General features: G+C 72.9%; 23 protein-coding genes. 18 read left to right on the top strand and 5 right to left on the bottom strand.

Features of this window, described 5'->3' with window-relative positions; translation table 11 throughout:
* The 15 genes from ACYVPE_RS26070 to ACYVPE_RS26000 all read left to right on the top strand — a co-directional run.
* Window positions 1-1,411, top strand: a 1,411-nt coding sequence (locus ACYVPE_RS26070) for an ACT domain-containing protein (RefSeq protein WP_461036148.1), incomplete at its 5' end; no start/stop codon positions are given.
* 252 nt (window positions 1,412-1,663) lie between these two features.
* Window positions 1,664-3,211, top strand: a complete 1,548-nt coding sequence (ffh, locus tag ACYVPE_RS26065) for a signal recognition particle protein (protein ID WP_461036147.1) — start codon at window positions 1,664-1,666, stop codon at window positions 3,209-3,211.
* 75 nt (window positions 3,212-3,286) lie between these two features.
* Window positions 3,287-4,702: a proline--tRNA ligase gene (proS, locus tag ACYVPE_RS26060; RefSeq protein ID WP_461036146.1), complete on the top strand. Its 1,416-nt coding sequence runs from the start codon at window positions 3,287-3,289 to the stop codon at window positions 4,700-4,702.
* Between the two features lie 265 nt (window positions 4,703-4,967).
* On the top strand, window positions 4,968-5,567 hold the full coding sequence (locus tag ACYVPE_RS26055) for a hypothetical protein (RefSeq protein WP_461036145.1): 600 nt from the start codon (window positions 4,968-4,970) through the stop codon (window positions 5,565-5,567).
* 148 nt (window positions 5,568-5,715) lie between these two features.
* Complete coding sequence (gene rpsP / locus ACYVPE_RS26050; protein WP_461036144.1) at window positions 5,716-6,156, top strand: 30S ribosomal protein S16; 441 nt, start codon at window positions 5,716-5,718, stop codon at window positions 6,154-6,156.
* 2 nt (window positions 6,157-6,158) lie between these two features.
* Window positions 6,159-6,398 (top strand): RNA-binding protein, encoded by a 240-nt coding sequence (locus ACYVPE_RS26045; protein ID WP_132818969.1) that lies wholly within the window; start codon window positions 6,159-6,161, stop codon window positions 6,396-6,398.
* Window positions 6,399-6,502: 104 nt separating this feature from the next.
* Complete coding sequence (rimM, locus tag ACYVPE_RS26040) at window positions 6,503-7,015, top strand: ribosome maturation factor RimM (protein WP_461036143.1); 513 nt, start codon at window positions 6,503-6,505, stop codon at window positions 7,013-7,015.
* 3 nt (window positions 7,016-7,018) lie between these two features.
* Entirely contained in the window at window positions 7,019-7,834 is an 816-nt protein-coding gene (trmD, locus tag ACYVPE_RS26035; RefSeq protein ID WP_461036142.1) for a tRNA (guanosine(37)-N1)-methyltransferase TrmD, read from the top strand.
* A 139-nt stretch (window positions 7,835-7,973) separates the two neighbouring features.
* A complete protein-coding gene (gene rplS / locus ACYVPE_RS26030) occupies window positions 7,974-8,321 on the top strand; it encodes a 50S ribosomal protein L19 (RefSeq protein ID WP_461036151.1) in 348 nt (115 codons plus the stop codon).
* Window positions 8,322-8,350: 29 nt separating this feature from the next.
* Window positions 8,351-9,052 (top strand): signal peptidase I, encoded by a 702-nt coding sequence (gene lepB, locus ACYVPE_RS26025; protein ID WP_461036141.1) that lies wholly within the window; start codon window positions 8,351-8,353, stop codon window positions 9,050-9,052.
* Window positions 9,045-10,568 (top strand): signal peptidase I, encoded by a 1,524-nt coding sequence (gene lepB, locus ACYVPE_RS26020; RefSeq protein WP_461036140.1) that lies wholly within the window; start codon window positions 9,045-9,047, stop codon window positions 10,566-10,568. Before lepB (ACYVPE_RS26025) ends, lepB (ACYVPE_RS26020) begins: the two co-directional genes overlap by 8 nt.
* A complete protein-coding gene (gene lepB, locus ACYVPE_RS26015; RefSeq protein ID WP_461036139.1) occupies window positions 10,528-11,478 on the top strand; it encodes a signal peptidase I in 951 nt (316 codons plus the stop codon). The genes lepB (ACYVPE_RS26020) and lepB (ACYVPE_RS26015) overlap by 41 nt, the downstream gene beginning before the upstream one ends.
* A 62-nt stretch (window positions 11,479-11,540) precedes the next feature.
* Complete coding sequence (lepB, locus tag ACYVPE_RS26010; protein ID WP_461036138.1) at window positions 11,541-12,308, top strand: signal peptidase I; 768 nt, start codon at window positions 11,541-11,543, stop codon at window positions 12,306-12,308.
* Window positions 12,309-12,321: 13 nt separating this feature from the next.
* A complete protein-coding gene (locus tag ACYVPE_RS26005; protein ID WP_132821111.1) occupies window positions 12,322-12,657 on the top strand; it encodes a DUF2469 domain-containing protein in 336 nt (111 codons plus the stop codon).
* A 109-nt stretch (window positions 12,658-12,766) separates the two neighbouring features.
* The gene (locus tag ACYVPE_RS26000) at window positions 12,767-13,405 is read left to right on the top strand and encodes a murein hydrolase activator EnvC family protein (protein WP_461036137.1); all 639 of its coding nucleotides are present in this window, start codon (window positions 12,767-12,769) and stop codon (window positions 13,403-13,405) included.
* On the opposite strand, the gene ACYVPE_RS25995 is transcribed toward ACYVPE_RS26000, so the two are convergent.
* From ACYVPE_RS25995 to ACYVPE_RS25975, 5 genes are all read right to left on the bottom strand, one after another.
* Window positions 13,319-13,975, bottom strand: coding sequence for a TetR/AcrR family transcriptional regulator (locus ACYVPE_RS25995; protein WP_461036136.1), 657 nt, complete (start codon window positions 13,973-13,975; stop codon window positions 13,319-13,321). The genes ACYVPE_RS26000 and ACYVPE_RS25995 overlap by 87 nt on opposite strands.
* A 57-nt stretch (window positions 13,976-14,032) precedes the next feature.
* Window positions 14,033-14,875: an RNA polymerase sigma factor WhiG gene (gene whiG, locus ACYVPE_RS25990; protein WP_461036135.1), complete on the bottom strand. Its 843-nt coding sequence runs from the start codon at window positions 14,873-14,875 to the stop codon at window positions 14,033-14,035.
* Between the two features lie 177 nt (window positions 14,876-15,052).
* A complete protein-coding gene (dprA, locus tag ACYVPE_RS25985; RefSeq protein WP_461036134.1) occupies window positions 15,053-16,246 on the bottom strand; it encodes a DNA-processing protein DprA in 1,194 nt (397 codons plus the stop codon).
* Entirely contained in the window at window positions 16,243-17,871 is a 1,629-nt protein-coding gene (locus tag ACYVPE_RS25980; RefSeq protein WP_461036133.1) for a YifB family Mg chelatase-like AAA ATPase, read from the bottom strand. Before ACYVPE_RS25980 ends, dprA begins: the two co-directional genes overlap by 4 nt.
* Window positions 17,871-18,263 carry a YraN family protein gene (locus ACYVPE_RS25975; RefSeq protein ID WP_461036132.1) on the bottom strand — a complete coding sequence of 131 codons (393 nt, stop codon included), beginning with the start codon at window positions 18,261-18,263 and terminating at the stop codon, window positions 17,871-17,873. Before ACYVPE_RS25975 ends, ACYVPE_RS25980 begins: the two co-directional genes overlap by 1 nt.
* Window positions 18,264-18,674: 411 nt before the next feature.
* On the opposite strand from ACYVPE_RS25975, the gene rpsB reads away from it, so the two are divergent.
* The 3 genes from rpsB (at window position 18,675) to pyrH (ending at window position 21,513) form a co-directional block, all read left to right on the top strand.
* On the top strand, window positions 18,675-19,604 hold the full coding sequence (gene rpsB, locus ACYVPE_RS25970; RefSeq protein WP_461036131.1) for a 30S ribosomal protein S2: 930 nt from the start codon (window positions 18,675-18,677) through the stop codon (window positions 19,602-19,604).
* Window positions 19,605-19,731: 127 nt separating this feature from the next.
* Window positions 19,732-20,568 carry a translation elongation factor Ts gene (gene tsf / locus ACYVPE_RS25965; RefSeq protein ID WP_461036130.1) on the top strand — a complete coding sequence of 279 codons (837 nt, stop codon included), beginning with the start codon at window positions 19,732-19,734 and terminating at the stop codon, window positions 20,566-20,568.
* 207 nt (window positions 20,569-20,775) lie between these two features.
* Window positions 20,776-21,513 carry a UMP kinase gene (gene pyrH, locus ACYVPE_RS25960; protein ID WP_387097449.1) on the top strand — a complete coding sequence of 246 codons (738 nt, stop codon included), beginning with the start codon at window positions 20,776-20,778 and terminating at the stop codon, window positions 21,511-21,513.
* Window positions 21,514-21,523 lie beyond the last annotated feature (10 nt).

Raw genomic sequence — 21,523 nt, 5'->3', positions numbered from 1 at the left:
GGCCCAGGCCGGGCTGCCGCTCGCGCTGCCGGCCGTGCACGCGCTGGCCGCCGCCGACAATCCGCTGCCGACGCCCTGGCCGGCCGAGGCGCGCGAGCAGTTGATCACCCTGCTCGGCGCCGGGCCCGACACGGTGCCGGTCTGGGAGGCCCTGGAGGCCGCCGGCCTGATCACCCGGCTGCTGCCGGACTGGGAGCGGGTCCGCTGCCGCCCGCAGCGCAACCCCGTGCACCGCTGGACCGTCGACCGGCACCTGGTGGAGGCCGCCGTCCGCGCCTCCGCCTTCACCCGCCGCGTCGACCGGCCCGACCTGCTGCTGGTCGCCGCGCTGCTGCACGACATCGGCAAGGGCTGGCCCGGCGACCACAGCGTCGCCGGCGAAACCATCGCCCGGGACATGGCCGGCCGCATCGGCTTCGGCGCCGAGGACGCCGAGGTGCTCGCCACCCTGGTCAGACACCATCTGCTGCTGATCGAGACCGCCACCCGCCGCGACCTCGACGACCCGGCGGCCCTCGCCCACGTCGCCGAGATCGTCGGCCGGCAGAGCACGCTCGAACTGCTGCACGCGCTCACCGAGGCCGACGCGCTGGCCACCGGACCCGCCGCCTGGTCCGGCTGGCGCGCCTCCCTCGTCGCCGACCTGGTCAAGCGGGTCGCCGCCACCCTCGAGGAGGGCGGCGCCCCGCCCCGCACCATCTCCCCGAGCCCGACCGTGGCCGCCGAGCGGCTCGCCGTCGAGGCGATGCGCACCGGCGCCCCCGTCCTCGCCCTGCACCCGCGTCCCGAGCCGCCGCTCGACCGGGAGACCGCGGGCGCCCTGGACGAGGAGCGCGGCCCGGAGCCGGTCGGCGTCGAGCTGGTGGTGGCCCTGCCCGACCAGCCAGGCGTGCTGCCCGCCGTCGCCGGAGTGCTCGCCCTGCACCGGCTCACCGTGCGCTCGGCCGAGCTCCGCGCCGTCGACCCCACAGGACAGGGCCAGGTCCTGCTCCTCGACTGGCGGGTGGCCGCCGAGTACGGCTCGCTGCCGCAGGCCGAGCGGCTCCGCGCCGACCTGGTGCGCGCCCTGGAGGGCACGCTCGACATCGCCGGCCGGCTGGCCGAGCGCGAGGCCGCCTACCGGCGCCCGCGCCGCGCCCCCGGCACCCCGCCGCCCCGGGTCACCGTGGCCCCGCTCGGCTCCCGGCTGGCCACCGTGATCGAGGTGCGCGCCCAGGACGCCCCCGGCCTGCTGCACCGCATCGGCCGGGCGCTCGACGCGGCCGGGGCCCGGGTGCGCAGCGCGCACGTCAGCACGCTGGGCGCCAACGCCGTGGACGCGTTCTACGTCACGGGCCCCGACGGCGCCCCGCTGCCCGACGAGGAGGCGGTGGCGCTCGCCCGCGACCTGCAACGCGCGCTGGCCGGCTAGCCGGCCAGCCGGCCACGGCGCGCGGCGGCCCGCACGCGGCGCACGGCAGGCTGGCGCTCCGTGCTCCCCCGGCACGGGCGGACGCGGCCGCCCGGGATGCCGCGGGCGCGTTGTAGCCCGCCGGGAATCGTTCGCCGGGCCCGGGCCGCCCGCAGGGCATGGCACAGCGGGCTGCCCGCACCGGCGCCGGGCCTATACGCTGGAGGGCACCGCCTTCGAGATGACCGCCGATTGTAAGGATCCGCCAGCGCCGTGTTCGACACACTCTCCGACCGCCTCGCGGCAACGTTCAAGAACCTCAGGGGCAAGGGCCGACTGAGCGAGTCGGACATCGACGCCACGGCGCGCGAGATCCGCATCGCGCTGCTCGAGGCGGACGTCGCGCTCCCCGTGGTGCGCGCCTTCATCGCGCAGGTCAAGCAGCGTGCCCAGGGCGCCGAGGTGTCCAAGGCGCTCAACCCGGCCCAGCAGGTCATCAAGATCGTCAACGAGGAGCTCGTCGGCATCCTCGGCGGCGAGACCAGGCGGCTGCGGTTCGCCAAGAACCCGCCGACCGTGATCATGCTCGCTGGCCTCCAGGGCGCGGGCAAGACCACCCTCGCGGGCAAGCTGGGCCGCTGGCTCAGCGGCCAGGGCCACACCCCGCTGCTGGTCGCCTGCGACCTCCAGCGCCCCAACGCGGTCAACCAGCTCACGGTCGTCGCCGAGCGCGCCGGGGTGGCGATCTTCGCGCCCCAGCCGGGCAACGGCGTGGGCGACCCGGTCAAGGTCGCCGAGGACTCGATCGCCTTCGCCCGCGACAAGCAGCACGACGTGGTGATCGTCGACACCGCGGGTCGCCTGGGCATCGACGAGGAGCTGATGCGGCAGGCCGCCGACATCAGGGACGCGGTCAGGCCCGACGAGATCCTGTTCGTGGTCGACGCCATGATCGGTCAGGACGCGGTGACCACCGCCGAGGCCTTCCGTGACGGCGTCGGCTTCGACGGCGTGGTGCTCTCCAAGCTCGACGGCGACGCCCGCGGCGGTGCCGCGCTCTCCATCGCGCAGGTCACCGGCCGGCAGATCATGTTCGCCTCCAACGGCGAGAAGCTGGACGAGTTCGACGCCTTCCACCCGGACCGGATGGCCTCCCGGATCCTGGGCATGGGCGACGTGCTCAGCCTCATCGAACAGGCCGAGCGCACCTTCAGCCAGCAGGAGGCCGAGGCGCTGGCCAGCAAGCTGGCCAAGGGCCCCAAGGAGTTCACCCTTGACGACTTCCTGGCCCAGATGGAGCAGGTCAGGAAGATGGGCTCGATCTCCAAGCTGCTCGGCATGATGCCCGGCATGGGGCAGATGCGGGAGCAGATCAACAACCTGGACGAGCGCGAGGTGGACCGCACCGCCGCCATCATCAAGTCCATGACCCCGGGCGAGCGCGCCGACCCCAAGATGATCAACGGCTCGCGCCGCGCCAGGATCGCCCGCGGCTCCGGCGTCGACGTCAGCGCCGTCAAGGGCCTGGTGGAGCGGTTCTTCGAGGCCCGCAAGATGATGTCCAGGATGGCCCAGGGCGGCGGGATGCCCGGCATGCCGGGCATCCCCGGCCTGGGCGGCGGCGCCCGCAAGAAGGCCAAGCAGCAGAAGAAGGGCAAGGGGGCCCGCCGCTCGGGCAACCCGATGAAGCGCCGCGCCGAGGAGGACGCCGCCTCGCAGCGGCAGGGCGAGGGTGCCGCCTTCGGTCTGCCGGGTGCCGACCAGGACCCGGGCAACTTCGAACTGCCCAAGGAGTTCCGGGACATGCTGCCCCCGAAGTGACGCCGGCCGGGCGGCCGGGCGTCCTGGGGATAACCGATTCACACCAGGGCGCCCGGGCCCCGTACCATCTGCGGCATGGCTAAGGCTCCCGTACTCACCCCCCAGGCGGAGGACTTCCCGCGCTGGTACCAGGACCTGATCAGCAAGGCCGAGCTGGCCGACAACGGCCCGGGTCGCGGCACCATGGTCATCCGACCGTACGGGTACGGGCTCTGGGAGCGGATGCAGCAGGAGCTGGACGGCCGCATCAAGGCCGCGGGCGCCCGCAACGCGTACTTCCCGCTGTTCATCCCCCAGTCCTTCCTCACCAGGGAGGCCGAGCACGTCGAGGGCTTCGCGCCCGAGCTCGCGGTGGTCACCCACGGCGGCGGGAAGCAGCTCGAGGAGCCGCTGGTCGTCAGGCCCACTTCGGAGACGATCATCAACGAGTACTTCTCGAAGTGGATCCAGAGCTACCGCGACCTGCCGCTGCTGCTCAACCAGTGGGCCAACGTGGTCCGTTGGGAGATGCGGCCGCGGATCTTCCTGCGCACCACCGAGTTCCTCTGGCAGGAGGGCCACACGGCGCACGCCAGCTTCGAGGACGCCCGTGACTTCGCGGCCCGGATCCACCACGAGGTCTACGCCGACTTCATGGAGAACGTGCTCGCCATCGACACCGTGCTCGGCATCAAGTCGCCGGCCGAGCGGTTCGCCGGGGCCATCAACACCCGCACCCTCGAAGGCATGATGGGCGACGGCAAGGCGCTCCAGATGGGCACCAGCCACGAGCTCGGCCAGAACTTCGCCCGCGCCTTCGACACCCGCTTCCTCGCGGCCGACGGCGAGCGCGAGCTCGTCTGGCAGACCTCCTGGGGCGCCTCGACCCGCATGGTCGGCGGCCTGATCATGTCCCACGGCGACGACAACGGGCTGCGCGTGCCGCCGCGGCTCGCGCCCACCCAGGTCGTGGTCCTGGCGATCAAGGACGACCCGGCCGTGCTGGCCAAGGTGCGGGAGATCGGCGCCACGCTGACCGCCGCCGGCATCAGGACCGAGGTCGACGACCGCACCGACACCCCGTTCGGCCGCCGGGCCGTCGACTGGGAGCTGAAGGGTGTCCCGGTGCGGGTGGAGATCGGCCCGCGCGACGTGGCCGCCGACACTGCGATGCTGGCCCGCCGGATCCCCGGCGGCAAGGAGCCGGTCGCCATCGACGCGCTGGCCAAGCTGCTGCCCGGCATGCTCGACGATGACCAGGAGCTGCTGCTCCGCCAGTCGCGCGAGCGGCGCGAGTCCCGCACCTCCGACGTGTCGACCATCGCGGAGGCCGTCGAGGCCGCCAAGGCCGGCGGCTGGGCCCGCATCCCGTGGGCCGACCTCGGCCCGGAGGGCGAGGCCCGCCTCGCCCAGGACGCGGTCTCGGTGCGCTGCCTGGTCGCCGAGGACGGTTCCGTCCCGGCCTCCACCGACACCCCGGGCAACATCGCGGTCGTGGGCCGCGCCTACTGACCCCCACGGGGATGGTGTCCTTCCGCCCCACCCGCCCGTTGGGGCGGGTGGGGCGCTCGTTATGCTCGCCCCTCCGGCCGATCCGTCGCCACGAGGACCCGGCGGGAGTGGAACCGTCTGGCATGTGCCGCCGTCAAAGAGGCGCCGGTTCCCGTCGAGCCCGCCGCAAGGCGCCCGCATTGGCGGTGAACTGACTGGTAAGTGCAAATTCGGGGACTTGACCCGGAATCGGAACACACCAGGGGACTTGCTCGTTAGGTACGACGTGAGCACGACACCACCAGTTCTCGCCGCCGAGCTGGCACACGCGTGGGCCGATATTCAACGGCACCACCCGGAGCTGCCGGATCTGGCCGCGCCCGAATCGCTGATCGGAGAGTCCTCGTCCGCCTGTGGCTCCGAGCTCTCCTTCGAAAGGCTGCTGCACGAAGCCGTGCACGGCATCGCCGCCGCACGAGGGGTCAGGGACACCTCTCGTGCCGGTCGCTACCACAACCGCCGTTTTCTCGCGATCGCCGAGGAGCTCGGTCTCGACCACGGAGAGGATCCCCATCCGAGCAGCGGCTTCTCGCTCGTCACCATGACCCCCGAGACCAGACGTCGCTATCGGCCCACCGCCGAGCGGCTGCAGCGGGCGCTCAAGGCGCACGTGGTGGCGACGGCGACGGACACCAAGCGAACCTTCCGCGGCCCCGCCGCGCGACACGGCTCATCGGGCGGGGGCGTCCGAGTCAAGGCCGTGTGCGAGTGCGGGCGGAACGTCCGGGTCGTCCCGTCCGTTCTGGCGCAGGCGCCGATCGTCTGCGGAGCCTGCAAGAAGCCGTTCCAGATCGCGGAGGCACTGACCGTGGCAGCCGCCCACTGACGGCCTGTGGCAGAATGGGCGGCTGAACTCGGCAGTCGCACAGGACCCTCTCTCCTCCGGCTGACGTGTCCACCGGGCCCCCGGCGTCGCAACCCCACGCGGTCGCCCGCGCGGCTCACTCGTCACACACGCAGGAGACACCACACCCGTGGCAGTCAAGATCAAGCTGAAGCGACTGGGCAAGATCCGTTCGCCGCACTACCGCATCATCGTCGCGGACTCCCGGACCCGCCGGGACGGCCGCGCCATCGAGGAGCTGGGCCTGTACCACCCGGTGCAGAACCCCTCGCGCATCGAGGTCGACTCGGAGCGCGTGCAGTACTGGCTCGGCGTCGGCGCTCAGCCGACCGAGCCGGTGCTGGCCATCCTCAAGGTCACCGGTGACTGGCAGAAGTTCAAGAACCTGCCGGCGCCGCCGCCGATGAAGGTCGCCGAGCCCAAGCCGGACAAGCGAGTCCTCTTCGAGGCCGCCGCGAAGGCTTCGGGTGGCGACTCGAGTCGGGGTGAGGCCATCACCCCGAAGGCCAGGAAGGCCGACAAGAAGGCCGACGCCGAGGCTGAGGCCCCGGCCGAGTCGACCGAGGGCTGAGAATGCTCGAAGAGGCCCTGGAGCACCTGGTCAAGGGCATCGTCGACAATCCCGATGAGGTCCAGGTCGCCTCGCGCACCCTGCGCCGCGGGCGCGTGCTCGAGGTTCGGGTACACCCCGACGACCTCGGCAAGGTCATCGGCCGCAACGGCCGTACCGCGCGTTCGCTGCGCACGGTCGTGGGCGCGCTCGGCGGGAAGGGCATCCGCGTCGACCTGGTCGACGCGGACGAGGTCCGCTGAGAGCGCGAACGGCAGCGCACGAGGGGCCGGGCGTGGCGACAAGCCGCTCCCGGCCCCTCGTGTGCCAGGACGTAGAGATCGAGAACGCGAGGACGGGAAGCACAGTGGAACTGGTCGTCGCCCGCATCGGCCGCGCCCACGGCATCAGGGGTGAGGTCTCCGTCGAGGTCCGCACGGACGAGCCGGAGAGGCGGCTGGCGCCCGGCAGCGTCCTGGCCACCGACCCACCGGCCGTCGGGCCGCTGACCATCGAGAGCGGCCGGGTGCACAGCGGCCGGCTGCTGCTGCGCTTCGTCGGCGTCGGCGACCGCACCGCAGCCGAGGCCCTGCGGAACACGCTGCTGCTCGCCGAGGTCGACCCGGACGAGCAGCCGGCGGATCCGGAGGAGTTCTACGACCACCAGCTGGTCGGGCTGACCGTGGTCACCACGGGCGGCGACACCGTCGGCACCGTCGGCGAGATCGCCCACCTGCCGGCCCAGGACCTCCTCGTGGTGAGCAGGACGGACGGCGGCGAGGCGTTCGTGCCGTTCGTCGCCGAGTTCGTCCCCGAGATCGACATCGACGCGCGCCGCGTCGTGATCGCCCCGCCGCCCGGGCTGCTCGACGAGGACTGACCGATGCGCATCGACGTCATCACGATCTTCCCCGAGTACCTGGAACCGCTGAACGTCTCGCTGCTCGGCAAGGCCAGGGCGCGCGGGCTGCTCGACGTCCGGCTGCACGACCTGCGCGGCTGGACGCACGACCGGCACCACACCGTGGACGACAGCCCCTACGGCGGCGGCCCCGGCATGGTCATGAAGCCCGAGCCCTGGGGCGAGGCGCTCGACGCGCTGCTGGCCGGCGAGCGGCCGGCGGCCGACCCGGTGGTGGTGGTGCCGACGCCCAGCGGCCGCCCGTTCACCCAGGAGCTGGCCGTCGAGCTGTCGGGGGCGCCCTGGCTGGTGTTCACGCCCGCCCGCTACGAGGGCATCGACCGGCGGGTGATCGAGGAGTACGGTTCCCGGCTCGACGTCCGCGAGGTCTCGATCGGCGACTACGTCCTGGCCGGCGGCGAGGCCCCGGTGCTGGTCATGGTCGAGGCCGTCGCCCGGCTGCTGCCCGGGGTGCTCGGCAACGCGGAATCCCACCGGGACGACTCGTTCGCGCCCGGCGCGATGGCGGCGCTGCTCGAGGGGCCGGTGTACACCAAGCCGCCCGAGTGGCGCGGCCGCGAGGTGCCCGAGGTGTTGATCAGCGGCCACCACGGGCGGATCGCCCGCTGGCGCCGGGACGAGGCGCTGCGCCGCACCACGCTCAACAGGCCCGACCTGATCGAGAGTTGTGATCCCGAGGCGTTCGACAAGCACGACCGGGAGACGCTGGCCTGGCTCGGCTGGCGGCAGGGCGCCGACGGCCGATTTTGGCGCCCGTCGAACGGCGTGGAAGAATAGGCGGCTGGCTCAGTTCACATCCGGCGCGCGACCCTGCCACAGGGGGAACGCCGCCCGCCGGGGGGAGCGAGCCGATCATCACCATCCATCCAACGTTCCGTCGATGGCCTGTGGCATCGACGACGGAGAGCAGCAGGTCATGAACCTCCTCGACAGCGTCGACTCAGCGTCCCTGCGCGACGACATCCCCGCCTTCCGGCCCGGTGACACGGTCAACATCCACGTCCGCGTCATCGAGGGCAACCGCTCCCGCGTGCAGCAGTTCAAGGGCGTGGTCATCCGCCGCCAGGGCTCCGGCGTCCGCGAGACCTTCACGGTCCGCAAGGTCAGCTTCGGCGTCGGCGTCGAGCGCACCTTCCCGGTGCACACCCCGGTCGTGGAGAAGATCGACGTCGTCACCCGTGGCGCCGTCCGTCGCGCCAAGCTGTACTACCTGCGCAACCTGCGGGGCAAGGCGGCCAAGATCAAGGAGAAGCGCGAGAACTGACGCGCGCGGCGGGCCGGTTACCATACGGCGTGACCGATTCCGACGCACGGCTTCCGGAGCGCGACCCCGCGCCGGCCCCCAGGCGGGCCTGGCTGCGGTGGTCGCGCTCAGTGCGTTTCTGGGTGGTCGTGCTGCTGAGCACGGTGTTGATCACCTCGCTGACCAGCGCCTACGTGGTGCAGCCGTTCGTGATCCCGAGCGGTTCCATGGAGGGCACGCTCCAGGTGGGGGACCGGGTGCTGGTGAACAAGCTGGCCTACCGGTTCGGCGGCGAGGTGCGTCGCGGCGACGTCATCGTCTTCGACGGGGCCGGCTCCTTCGACGCCGCGTCCTCGGACGACGGGCCGCTGGTCGGCCTGGTCCGGGGCGCGATCGCGGCGGTCGGGCTCGGCACCTCGTCCGAGAGCGACTACGTGAAGCGGGTCATCGGCATCGGCGGAGACCGGGTGACCTGCTGCGACGCCGAGGGGCGCATCACCGTCAACGGGCAACCCCTGGACGAGCACTATCTCTATCCGGGGGACGAGCCTTCGAATGTCAGGTTTGATATCCAAGTGCCTGAGGGACGGTTGTGGGTGATGGGTGACCACCGTTCTGACTCGGCGGACTCCCGGGAGTATCTGGGCTCCCCGGGAGGCGGGACCGTCTCCGAGGACAGAGTCATCGGCCGGGTCGACTGGATCGGCTGGCCGATAGGCCGCTGGAGCTCCCTCCGGCCGGACCATGGGTGACCGCGGGCGGGGCAGGGCGGGGCGGCGCCGGGCCGGCGGGCAGCGGCGCGCCGACGGCGTGCCGCTGCGCGGCGAGCGCCCTGGCGAGCCGGCCGAGCTGCCGGAGACCAGGGGCTTCCCGCCCCGTGCCGAGCCCCCGCCACCCGCGGCGGGGCCGGATTTCGGGGACTCGGCCGAGCTGCCGGAGACCAGGGGCTTCCCGCCCCGAGTGACCCCGCCGCCCGGCGGGGCGCTCCCCGAGACGCGGGGTTTTCCGCCCCGGAGCACCCAGCTGCCCGGCGGCGCCACCGGCCAGGTCTGGGGCGCGGTCGAGCCGGAGCCGGAGCCGGAGCCGGAGCCAGCGCCCGGCGGCGGCCGGCGGCGCGAGCCGGAACCCGAACCGGCCGCCGAACCGGCCACGGCGTCGTCACCCCAGTCACCCCAGTCGCCGCGGACGCTGCGCGGCCCGGGCGAGGGGCGGGCGGACCGGCGGCGGGCGGCCAGGCGCATCAAGCGGCGCCGGCGGCTGCGCACCACGCGGGAGATCCCGATCCTGATCGTCACCGCGCTGCTGATCGCGCTGGCGCTCAAGACGTTCCTGGTGCAGGCCTTCGTGATCCCCTCGGGGTCGATGGAGCAGACGATCCGGATCAACGACCGGGTGCTGGTCGACAAGCTCACCCCCTGGTTCGGCTGGGAGCCGGAGCGCGGCGACGTGGTGGTCTTCCGCGACCCCGGCGGCTGGCTCGAGACCGGGCAGAGCACCGGCTCCGACGACCCGATCGGCATCTCACAGGCCAAGGACCTGCTGACCTGGATCGGGCTGCTGCCCTCCGACGACGACCAGGACCTGATCAAGCGGGTCATCGCGGTGGGCGGCGACACCGTGGCGTGCTGCGACGCGGAGGGCCGGGTCACCGTCAACGGCACGCCCGTCGACGAGCCGTACCTGAACCCGGGTGACGCGCCCTCCCAGATCGAGTTCGACGTGACCGTCCCCGAGGGGCGGCTCTTCGTGATGGGCGACCACCGCTCCAACTCGGCGGATTCCCGCTACCACCTGGAGGAGGAGGGGCAGGGTACGGTGCCGGTCGACCTGGTGGTCGGCCGCGCCGTGGTGATCGCCTGGCCCTTCTCGCACTGGAGCGGCCTGGGCGGCACCGAGTCGTTCTCCGCGGTGCCGGAGCCCGGCGAGGTGCCGGCCGTCGGCGCGGCGAGCGCCGGGCCGGTGCGTGCGGGCGAGAATGATGGTGAAATCCTGCGACTCCCGAGCCCTGCGGAACTTCCGCTCGTTATGGGAGTGGTGAGTCTGTCACGGAGGCCGGGCGGACCGGAGCGGAGCGTGAGGAGCGGAAGTGGGGGAGATTGCGGTGGGTGCGCGGTCCGGCGCGGAGGACCCCGAGGAGCGTCCGGCGGCTCCGGGTTCCGAGGCATCCGGCGGAGAGCCCCCACGTCGGGAGGACGAGTCGGCCGGTTCCTCGGAGCATGGCGCGGATGTGCCTGCGAGCGGCCCTGGCGGCGCGACAGGGGAGCGTGAGGGCGGCGGTCCCGAGGGCGAGGCGGCCGACGAGGACGGAGCCGCGGCGAAGGCGGCCCGCGGCGCCAAGCAGCGGTCGTTCTGGAAGGAGCTGCCGATCCTGATCGGCATCGCCATCGTGTTGGCCCTGCTGATCAAGACGTTTCTGGTGCAGGCGTTCTCGATCCCGTCGAACTCGATGCAGAACACGCTGCAGCGCGGCGACCGGGTGCTGGTGGACAAGCTCACGCCGTGGTTCGGCGCGGAGCCGGAGCGCGGCGAGGTGATCGTCTTCCACGACCCGGACGGCTGGCTCGGCGACACCCCCTCGAACGGCGGCTTCGGCGCGGCCGTCCAGGACGCGTTGAGCTGGATCGGGCTGATGCCGTCCGCCGAGGACCAGGACCTGATCAAGCGGGTCATCGCGGTCGGCGGGGACACCGTGGAGTGTCAGGACGGCGGCCAGGTGATGGTCAACGGAGAGCCGGTCGACGAGAGTTCCTACCTGTTCCCGGGCAACACGCCCTGTGGCGACCGTCCGTTCGGGCCGATCACGGTGCCCGACGGCCGGCTGTGGGTGATGGGCGACCACCGGCAGGACTCGCTCGACTCGCGCTACCACCAGAACCTGGAGGGGCGCGGCACCGTCGCCGAGGAGGACGTGGTGGGCCGGGCCATCGTGATCGCCTGGCCGATCAACCGCTGGTCGACGCTGCCGGTGCCCTCGTCGTTCGACTCGGTGCAGAGCGCGGCGGGCCTCGTCGGCCCCGGCGCCATCGGCCTGGCCACGGCGCTGCCGCTGGTGCTGTGGCGGCGCCGCCGGATCCTGGCCCGCGAGGCCGTGGCGTCGGCGGACTCCGCGGCGGCCGGGAGCGGCGAGGCCGCGAGCGATCCCGGCGTGGCGGACCCCAACGTGGCGGAAAGGGGCTGACCGCCTGCCTCGCCGCTGGGTAGGGTCACCTCCTGACGTGTGAGCGGGAGGGGCGGGGCGGGATGAGCGGAACGCCGGAGCGTGGTGGGCGGCTTGGGCGGAGGTTGTCCGCGGTGGCCGTCGGGGTGGGCTGTGCGCTGTTCCTCGGCGGGTTCGTGCTCGCCGCGTTCCTCTACCAGCCCTACACGGTGCCGACGAACTCGATGTCGCCCGCGGTGACCGCGGGCGACCGGGTGCTGGCCCAGCGCGTCGACGGCACCGAGGTGCGGCGCGGGGACGTGGTGGTCTTCCGCGACGCGACCTGGGGCGACCTGCCGATGATCAAGCGGGTGGTGGGCGTCGGCGGGGACACCGTGGCGTGCTGCGACGAGAGCGGCCAGCTGACGGTGAACGGTGAGCCGATCGACGAGCCGTACGTCGACCAGGCGTACGACGCCATGGGCACGCAGTACGAGGCCACCGTGCCGGACGGGGAGATCTTCCTGCTCGGCGACGACCGGGTGGACTCACTCGACTCCCGGAACCAGCTCACCGACTCCGACCCGGGCACGGTGCCGGTGTCGGCGGTGTCGGGGCGGGTGGAGGCCACCGTCTGGCCGTTCGACCGGCTCGGCACGCTGCCCAGGGCCACGGGCTTCGCCGTGCTGCCGGGCGGGGTGTCGGGGGCGGGGCCGCTGGGGCCGCTGGCGTTCGCGACCGGGGCCGGCGCCCTGCTGATCGTCTGCGGGGCGCTCTACGGGCCGATCGCGGGTCGGCTGGGGCGGGCTCGGTCGGACCGCCGTGGCGTGCCGACGCCTCCGGTGGCGCACAATGAGGGAACGCACGGCTGAAGGGGATCACGCCATGAGTGCCGAGGACCTCGAAAAGTACGAGACCGAGATGGAGCTCAAGCTCTACCGGGAGTACCGGGACGTGGTCGGGCTATTCACGTATGTGATCGAGACCGAGCGGCGTTTCTACCTCACCAACGACTACGAGATGCAGGTGCACTCCGTCCAGGGTGAGGTGTTCTTCGAGGTCTCCATGGCCGACGCCTGGGTGTGGGACATGTACAGGCCGGCCCGCTTCGTGAAGCAGGTGCGGGTGCTCACGTTCAAGGACGTGAACATCGAGGAGCTGAACCGGAGCGAGCTCGATCTGCCGGAGGATTCCGGCTTCGGCGGCGCGCGTGGCACCTGACGCTCCGGTCTCACCCGTACGGGCGACGGCGTCGTCCAGGGATCGCCGGTTGTCCACAGGAAAGCGGCCGGTTCCCCGTGTGAGGGCGTGGAGGCGGCAGCCTGAGCGCATGACCGTGTTGTCCGCGTTGACCCCGTTGACGCCGTTGCTCTCCCTGTTCCTCCTCGCCGCGCCCGCCGCGAGCGGGGCTCCCACCGACCCGGTCCCCGCCGACCCGGCTCCGGTGGAGTCGGCGGTGGGCGAGTCCCGGCCGGCCGCCGGCTGGCCGGTGCCCGGGCCCGCCGGTGGGCCGCGGCCCGTGGTGGTGGGGCTCTGGGATCCGCCGCCGACGCCCTGGGCGGCCGGGCACCGCGGGGTGGACCTGGCCACCGCGCGCGGCGCCGAGGTCCGGGCGGCGGCGTCCGGCCGGGTGGCGTTCGCGGGCCAGGTCGCCGGGCGCGGGGTGCTCACCATCGAGCTGGACGACGGGGGCTCGCCGCCGCTGCGGATCACCCACGAGCCGGTGCTGGCGGCGGTCGAGGTGGGGGAGCGGGTGTCGGCCGGCCAGCTGGTCGGCGAGCTGGCCGCCGGGCCCTTCCACTGCCCCTCGGCCTGCCTGCACTGGGGGCTGCTGCGCGGCGAGACCTATCTCGATCCGCTCTCGCTGCTGCCCGCGCACCTGCTAGGCGCCGGGCCCGTCAGGCTGCTGCCCACCGAGGGCGTTCCGCTCCCCGACGGCGGGGCGGGCGACGGGGGCGGCGCCGTGTAGGGCCATTCGGACCGCGACCTCGGCGACGCCCGGGTCCTGGCCACGGCGGACGGCGGCGTCGATCATGCCCTGGAGCAGCCGGGCCACCAGCCGGGGGTCCTCGTGCCCGAGGTCCGCGAGCACGCCGACCACCAGGTCGACGAGGCCGCCGTGCGCGGCCCTGATCCGCTCCCACGCCGGGTCCGGGCGGGTGCCGGCCCTGGCCGCCGCGTCGAGTTCGCCCGCCGCGATCGCCATCACGGCCAGGTGCCGCCCGTCCGCCGCGAGCGCCAACTGGTGCCGCACATAGGCCGCGAGCCGGTCGGCGGGGGTGTCGGCCGCCGCCATCGCCGCTGCCACCTCGGCCGTCCAGCGGGGGAGATCGTCCGCGCAGAGCGCCTCGACCAGCTCGGCTCTTGAGCGGAAGTACTCGTACACGGAGGAGCGGGCCAGGCCGGTGCGCTCGGCCAGCGCCGGGAAGGTCAGCGCGCGGACCCCGCCCTCGGACAACAGTGACCTGGCGGCGTCCAGCAGGGCGCCGCGCTGGATTCTCCGGTGCTCGGCCACCGTGGCCGCTCGGATCCTGGGCACGCCCTCACTGTAGAGCGTCGGCCGCCCGTGCGGCACAGGACCGACGGGGCGCCGGGCTCAGCCGTGCACGTCGGCGAGTTTGGCGCGGAGTTGGAGCACGGACTTGGTGTGGATCTGGCTCACCCGGCTCTCCGTGACCCCCAGCACCTCGCCGATCTCGGCCAGCGTGAGCCCCTCGTAGTAGTAGAGCGTGACCACCGTCTTCTCCCGGTCGGGCAGGGTGTTCACCGCGCGGGCCAGCAGCCTGCGGAGCTCCCGGTCCTCCGCGACCTCCACCGGGTTGTCGGCCGCGGTGTCCTCCAGCGTGTCCATCAGGCTGAGCCGGTCGCCGCCCTCGCCGCCCGCGTGCAGCAGCTCCTCCAGGGCCACCACGTTGGCCAGCGACAACTGGCTGAACACGCCGTGCAGTTCCTCCAGGGAGATCTCCATCTCCTCGGCCACCTCGGACTCCGAGGGGGTGCGGCGCAGCGACGCCTCCAGGGTGGCGTACGCCCGCTCGATGGCCCGGGCCTTCTGCCGCACCGAGCGGGGAATCCAGTCCAGTGCCCGGAGTTCGTCGATCATGGCCCCGCGGATCCGGGTGATCGCGTACGTCTCGAACTTGATGGACCGCCCGGGATCGAACTTCTCGATCGCGTCGATCAGGCCGAACACCCCGGACGACACGAAGTCCGCCTGCTCCACGTTGGGCGGGAGCCCCACGCTGACCCGGCCCGCCACGTACTTGACCAGCGGCGAGTAGTGCAGGATCAGCTGCTCGCGCAGCCGCTCGTCGCCGCTGGTCTTGTACGAACGCCACAGCTCGTCGAGCGCGGTCGGCGCGGTCGGAGCGGTGGCGCCCTCCGGCGCGGCCGGAGCCGCCGGAGCCGCGTGCCGGGGCCCGGAGGAGTGCTGTGGCATGCGTCGTCTTGAGCCGTTCTGCGGGAATACCTGCGGGGGGATCTGCGGGGGATGTGTGTACGGGGAAGCGGTTCTGTCGACAGAACCCTGTGAGCGTAGCGTGACTGTCGGGTCGCGTTGCGCATGTGGGCGGTGATCGGCTATGCGCAGATACGTTCCGCTGCCCGCACCGTGGTGTTACGCGTCGCCACTTCCCGGTGGATCCTCGCCGTCCGCGTGTCGGCCGCCGGGTCGCGACAACTGCCAACGTTCGCCAACCCGTTCGACGAAACCCAGACAGCTCAGCTCGCGCAGCCGGGCGAGCGCGGTGGGCTCTCCCGTGCACGCCCGGCGCGCGACCTCCTCCGCGCCCAGCGCGCCCCAGGCCGGCAACGCCTCCAACACCCGACCCGTCTCCGGTGCCAGCAACTCCCTCGGCACCGCGGGGCTCACCTCCTCGGGCCGCAACTCACCCATGACCCCCACCAGTTCGATGACCTCGGCCGCGTCGGACACCAGCACGGCCGCCTCCCGGATGAGCCGGTGCGTGCCGGCCGACAGACTCGACGTGACCGGTCCTGGCACCGCCATCAGATGCCGCCCGAGCCGGCTCGCGTGTCGGGCGGTCACCAGCGAACCGCTGCGCCGCGCCGCCTCCACCACCACCGTGCCCCTGGTCAACGCGGCGATCAGCCGGTTCCGCTCGACGAACCTGGCCCGCGTCGGATGTTCGCCAGGCGGCAGCTCCGCGATCAGCAGCCCGCCGCCCGCGATCCGGTCGAGCAGCTCCCGGTGCGCCGCTGGATAGCCCACGTCCACCCCGCAGGCCAGCACCGCGACGGTGGTGCCGCCCACCGCCAGCGCGCCGCGATGCGCCGCGCCGTCCACCCCGTAGGCCGCGCCGGAGACCACCGCCCAGCCCCGCTCGGCCAGCGCCCCCGCGAACTCGGTCGCGACGTGCGCCCCGTAGTCGCTGCAGGCCCGCGAGCCGACCAGCGCCACCGAGCGCAGCGCCGTGAACCGCAGCGAGCAGGGGCCGCGCACCCAGAGACCCACGGGACCTGCCGGCCCCAGATCGCCCAGCTGGCTCGGCCACTCCCGGTCTCCCGGGCACAGGAACCGCCCGCCGAGCGCGGCGATCGCCGCCAGATCCCGCCCCGGATCGGCCCGCCTGGCGCGCAGCCGCAGCCCCGCCCAGCGGTCCCGGCTCGCCCCTGGCAGCCGATCGCCGGCCCGCACCGCCCGCCAGACCTCCTCGGGGCCGAACTCCGCGAGCCAGCGCCCCAACTGCTCGTCCCCCGGCTCGGCGAGCCTGGTCAACGCGGCCCGCGCCAGCCGGCACTCCCCGGTGACCGGCCGCCGGGGCGCGGGCGCCACCCGCGCCGCCGTCACGGCAGGCTCCCCGCGACGCCGGCGCCGCGCCGCACCCCGGTGCGCAGCTCGAGCGCCGCGTCCACGTCCTCCGCGGTGGGCCGGTCGTGGCCGGCCAGGTCAGCCACCGTCCACGCGACGCGGAGCACCCGGTCCAGGCCCCTGGCCGTGAGCAACCCACGGTCCATGTCCTGCTCGGCCCGGGCCAGCGCGCCGGGCGGCGGCGCCCAGCGGGTGCGCAGCTCGTGTCCTGGCACCTCCCCGTTCGTCGCCCACGGCGCGCCGTCGTACCGCGCGGCCGCCCGCTCGCGGGCCGCCAGCACCCGCTCCGCCACCGCGGCCGTGGGCTCGCCGCCCGCCACCGCCACCAGCTCGGCCCGGCTCACCGGCTCCACCAGGACCCGCAGGTCGATCCGGTCGAGCAGCGGCCCGGAGAGCCGCGCCCGATAGCGCCGGACGGTGGCCGGCATGCACTCGCACTCGCCAGCCGGCGAGCCGTGCCGGCCGCACGGGCACGGGTTGGCCGCCAGGACGAGCAGCACCCGGGCCGGCATCCGCATCATGCCGGCCGCCCTGGCCACCACCACGTATCCGGACTCCAGCGGCTGGCGCAGCGCGTCGAGCACCTGGGAGTTCATCTCGGCCGCCTCATCGAGAAAGAGCACCCCGTGGTGGGCGAGGGACATCGCCCCGGGGCGCGGCAGCCCGGTGCCGCCGCCGACCAGCGAGGCCATCGAGGCCGAGTGGTGGGGCGCGCAGTACGGTGGCCGGTCGATCATCGGGCGGCCGGGCGGCAGCGAGCCGCTGACCGAGTGCACGGCCGTGACCTCGAGCGACTCCTGGTGGGTCAGCGGCGGCAGCAGCCCGGGCAGCCGCTCGGCCAGCATCGTCTTGCCGGCGCCCGGCGCGCCCTTGAACAGGACGTGGTGCCGGCCGGCGGCCGCCACCTCGAGGGCCCGGCGGGCCAGCCGCTGGCCCGACACGTCGACCAGGTCGGGCACCGCCCGGCCGCCCGCCGCGCAGTACACCCCGGCGGGCTGGGGGTAGCCCCAGCCGGGGCCGAGCGTGACGCGCGGCCGCCCCTCAGGACCGCCGGGCTCAGGCCCGACCGTGCCCGGCTCATCGGGCACCGGCTCGTCGGCCAGCAGCGCGATCAGCTGCCGCAGGCTGCGCACCCCGAGCACGGACACGTCGGGCACCAGGGCCGCCTCGGCCGCCGCCTGCTCGGGCACCACCACCTGCCGGTAGCCGGCGTCCGCCGCGGTGAGCACCGCCGGCAGCACCCCGCGCACCGGGCGCACCCGCCCGTCGAGCGCGAGTTCGCCGATCATCATCAGGTCCGCGATGGACCGCGGGTCGATCCGCTCGGCCGCCGCCAGCACCGCGCAGGCGACGGCGAGGTCGAAGCCGCTGCCGAACTTGGGAACCGCGGCCGGGCTCAGCCCCACGGTCAGTTTCTTCTGCGGCCACTGGGCCCCCGAGTTGATCACCGCGGCCCGCACCCGGTCCCGGCTCTCGCTCAACGACTTGTCGGCCAGGCCGACCAGGGAGAAGGCCGCGACCCCCGGCTCCAGATCGGCCTGGACCTCGACGACCACGCCCTCCACGCCCACCAGGGCCACCGCGCAGGTGCGGGCGAACGCCATCACGCCACCCCCCGCGCGTGCTGGACCAGCGGCGCGCCGCGCCGCGGTAGCAGGACCCCGATCAGGTCGATCCGCACCCCGCCAGGCGGCGGGGCGGCGAACCTGGCGAGCCAGCGCTCGCTCAGCCACCACTCGGCGAGCTCCCTCAGCCGGTCGGCCTTGCGCGGCGTCACCGCGGCCATCGGGTGCTCGAAGTGCGGCAGCCTGCCGATCCGTCGCGTCTTCACCTCGCAGACCACCACGGTGCCGCCGCCGGCCGACTCCCCGGCCACGATGTCGATCTCCCCGGCGCGGCAGCGCCAGTTGCGCTCCAGCACCGTCAACCCCGAGTCCCGCAGCCGCCGGACGGCCACGTCCTCCCCGAAACGCCCCAACGCTCCTCGATGATTCATTTCCGTGTCACCTCCGTCACCGACTGTGCGTGAGGCGGCGAGAAGAAGTGGATCTTGGTGGAAAACCCGGCGAATGTGGATAACTTCCTCACCCGTACGAGGGGCGCGCGTCGCCCGCTCCCGGTGCGCTCCCGGTCCGCTCCAGGGCTCGGTCGCCCGCCCTTCCCGGGTCCCGTACACTTCTGGTGGCGATCCGGGGGTCCCGGATCGACCTCGCATGCCCCGCCACTCCGGCGCGGCGGTCTCACCGCCGCACTTCCGTGGCCGCGTATCTCGGTCCATGGCGCGTGGTCGGCGCCCCCGGTCTTCCGGCGGTCTCCGGCGGCCCGCCATGGCGCAACGCGTCGGGGCATCAGGAGCGCCGCCCGGCCGGGCGGCGCGGACAACCGAGCGTCAACAAGGAGAACGGCCATGGCCGTCGTCACGATGCGGGAGCTGCTGGAGAGCGGCGTCCACTTCGGGCACCAGACCCGCCGCTGGAACCCGAAGATGAAGCGCTTCATCTTCACCGAGCGCAACGGCATCTACATCATCGACCTGCTCCAGTCGCTGTCGTACATCGACCGCGCCTACGAGTTCGTCAAGGAGACCGTCGCGCACGGCGGCACCGTCATGTTCGTGGGCACCAAGAAGCAGGCCCAGCAGGCCATCGCCGAGCAGGCCACCCGCGTCGGCATGCCCTACGTCAACCAGCGCTGGCTGGGCGGCATGCTCACCAACTTCTCCACCGTCCACAAGCGGCTGCAGCGGCTCAAGGAGCTGGAGCAGATCGACTTCGAGGACGTGGCGGCCTCCGGCCTCACCAAGAAGGAGCTGCTGGTCCTCTCCCGCGAGAAGGCGAAGCTGGAGAAGACCCTCGGCGGTATCCGCGACATGCAGAAGGTGCCCAGCGCCGTCTGGATCGTGGACACCAAGAAGGAGCACATCGCCGTCGGCGAGGCCCGCAAGCTGAACATCCCGGTCGTCGCCATCCTCGACACCAACTGCGACCCCGACGAGGTCGACTACAAGATCCCGGGCAACGACGACGCGATCCGCTCGGTCACGCTGCTCACCCGCGTGATCGCCGACGGCGTCGCCGAGGGTCTGATCTCCCGCTCCGGCGCCGCCGAGGCGAAGACCGGCGAGAAGCCGGCCGCCGAGCCGCTGCCGGAGTGGGAGCGCGAGCTCCTCGAGGGCGCCGAGGGCAAGGCGGCCGAGGAGAAGGCCGCTGAGGAGAAGCCCGCCGAGGAGCAGCCGGCCCAGGAGAAGCCCGCCGAGGAGCAGCCGGTCCAGGCGGCCGAGGTGGCCGAGGCGGCCGAGGCGGCCGAGTCGACCGAAGCCCCCGCCGAGCAGGGCTGAGGCTTCACGCACCACGGCACAACCGCGGTGACGGCGGGCGGGGTTCGGCCCCGTCCGCCGTCGCCTGCGCCACGGCCCCATGGGCGAGCAAGCGATCCGAACGACTTCCGGAAGAGAATCTGTAACGATGGCGAACTTCACCGCCGCCGACGTCAAGAAGCTCCGCGAGCTCAGCGGCGCCGGCATGATGGACTGTAAGAAGGCGCTGGAGGAGGCCGAGGGCGACGTCGCCAAGGCCGTCGAGTTCCTGCGCGTCAAGGGCCAGAAGGGCGTGGCCAAGCGGGAGAGCCGAACCGCGGAGAACGGCGCGGTCGTCGCGCTGATCGCCGAGGACAACGCGTCCGGCGTGCTGGTCGAGCTCAAGTGCGAGACGGACTTCGTCGCCAAGGGCGACAAGTTCCAGGCCGTCGCCGCCGCGATCGCCAAGCACGTCTTCGACACCGCCCCCGCCGACCTGGCCGCCCTGCTCGACTCCGAGATCGAGCCGGGCAAGACCGTCAAGGTCTACGTGGACGAGGCCAACGCGAACCTGGGCGAGAAGATCGTCCTGGACCGCTACGCCCGCTACGAGGGCGGCTACGTGGCCTCCTACCTGCACCGCACCAGCCCTGACCTGCCCCCGCAGGTCGGCGTGCTGGTCCAGCTGGAGAAGGAGAACGCCCAGGTCGCCAAGGACGTCGCCCAGCACATCGCCGCGTTCGGCCCGCGCTTCCTCAGCCGGGACGACGTGGCGGCGGACGTCGTCGAGAGCGAGCGGCGCATCGCCGAGGCCACGGCCCGCGAGGAGGGCAAGCCCGAGGCCGCCCTGCCGCGGATCGTCGAGGGCCGGGTCAACGGCTTCTTCAAGGAGAACGTGCTGCTCGACCAGGCGTTCGCCAAGGACAACAAGAAGACCGTGCAGAAGGTGCTGACCGAGGCCGGTGCCACGCTGACCGCCTTCGCCAGGTTCCGCGTCGGCGCCTGACGCGTCGGCGCGTCAACGGGGCGCCCCGAGCCGCCGCGCCGTCGGCGACGGAACGGACGTACCCCGGCTATTGTCGGGCGGAAGGCCGTCCGGTCGCGGGCAAGCGGCCGGCGCGACCGAAGTGGTGACGAGGAGGCCATTGCTCGCACAGGGGATCGCGCATCCCGCTGGCAGTGGCCTCCTTGGTATGTGCACGAGGAGAGTTCCATGAACCAGGACGACAAACCCCGCCGATTCCTGCTCAAGCTGTCGGGAGAGGCGTTCGCGGGCGGCGGAGGGCTCGGAGTCGACCCAGACGTCGTGCACAAGATGGCCAGGGAGATCGCCGCCGTGGTCCGCGACGGCGCGCAGATCGCCGTCGTCATCGGCGGCGGAAACTTCTTCCGGGGCGCCGAGTTGCAGCAGCGCGGCATGGACCGGGCCCGCTCCGACTACATGGGCATGCTCGGCACGGTCATGAACTGCCTCGCGCTCCAGGACTTCCTGGAGAAGGAGGGCATCGACTCCCGGGTGCAGACGGCCATCACCATGGGCCAGGTGGCCGAGCCCTACATCCCGCTCCGCGCCGTGCGCCACCTGGAGAAGGGCCGCGTGGTCATCTTCGGCGCCGGCATGGGCATGCCCTACTTCTCCACCGACACCACCGCGGCCCAGCGTGCCCTGGAGATCCACGCCGAGGCGCTGTTGATGGGCAAGAACGGGGTGGACGGCGTCTACGACTCGGACCCGGCCAAGAACCCGGGCGCCGTGAAGTTCGACGCGCTCGACTACGGCGAGGTGATCACCCGCGACCTCAGGGTCGCGGATTCCACCGCCATCACCCTGTGCCGGGACAACAAACTGCCCATCCTCGTCTTCGAGCTGCTCGCCGAGGGCAATATCGCCCGTGCGGTGAAGGGTGAGAAGATCGGCACACTCGTCAACAGCCAGGGCCGGCGGGCCTGACAGACACTCA

The organism is Streptomyces mayteni, assembly GCF_054783955.1.
Note: the sequence above shows the minus strand (reverse complement) of the source record. Positions and strands in the feature narration are given on the sequence as shown.

Coding starts and splice junctions, on each gene's coding strand:
- proS (WP_461036146.1), top strand. CDS start 3,287: ATGGCTAAGGCTCCCGTACTCACCCCCCAGGCGGAGGACTTCCCGCGC.
- ACYVPE_RS26045 (WP_132818969.1), top strand. CDS start 6,159: ATGCTCGAAGAGGCCCTGGAGCACCTGGTCAAGGGCATCGTCGACAAT.
- trmD (WP_461036142.1), top strand. CDS start 7,019: ATGCGCATCGACGTCATCACGATCTTCCCCGAGTACCTGGAACCGCTG.
- rplS (WP_461036151.1), top strand. CDS start 7,974: ATGAACCTCCTCGACAGCGTCGACTCAGCGTCCCTGCGCGACGACATC.
- lepB (WP_461036140.1), top strand. CDS start 9,045: ATGGGTGACCGCGGGCGGGGCAGGGCGGGGCGGCGCCGGGCCGGCGGG.
- lepB (WP_461036138.1), top strand. CDS start 11,541: ATGAGCGGAACGCCGGAGCGTGGTGGGCGGCTTGGGCGGAGGTTGTCC.
- ACYVPE_RS26005 (WP_132821111.1), top strand. CDS start 12,322: ATGAGTGCCGAGGACCTCGAAAAGTACGAGACCGAGATGGAGCTCAAG.
- ACYVPE_RS26000 (WP_461036137.1), top strand. CDS start 12,767: ATGACCGTGTTGTCCGCGTTGACCCCGTTGACGCCGTTGCTCTCCCTG.
- whiG (WP_461036135.1), bottom strand. CDS start 14,875: ATGCCACAGCACTCCTCCGGGCCCCGGCACGCGGCTCCGGCGGCTCCG.
- ACYVPE_RS25980 (WP_461036133.1), bottom strand. CDS start 17,871: ATGGCGTTCGCCCGCACCTGCGCGGTGGCCCTGGTGGGCGTGGAGGGC.
- ACYVPE_RS25975 (WP_461036132.1), bottom strand. CDS start 18,263: ATGAATCATCGAGGAGCGTTGGGGCGTTTCGGGGAGGACGTGGCCGTC.
- rpsB (WP_461036131.1), top strand. CDS start 18,675: ATGGCCGTCGTCACGATGCGGGAGCTGCTGGAGAGCGGCGTCCACTTC.
- tsf (WP_461036130.1), top strand. CDS start 19,732: ATGGCGAACTTCACCGCCGCCGACGTCAAGAAGCTCCGCGAGCTCAGC.
- pyrH (WP_387097449.1), top strand. CDS start 20,776: ATGAACCAGGACGACAAACCCCGCCGATTCCTGCTCAAGCTGTCGGGA.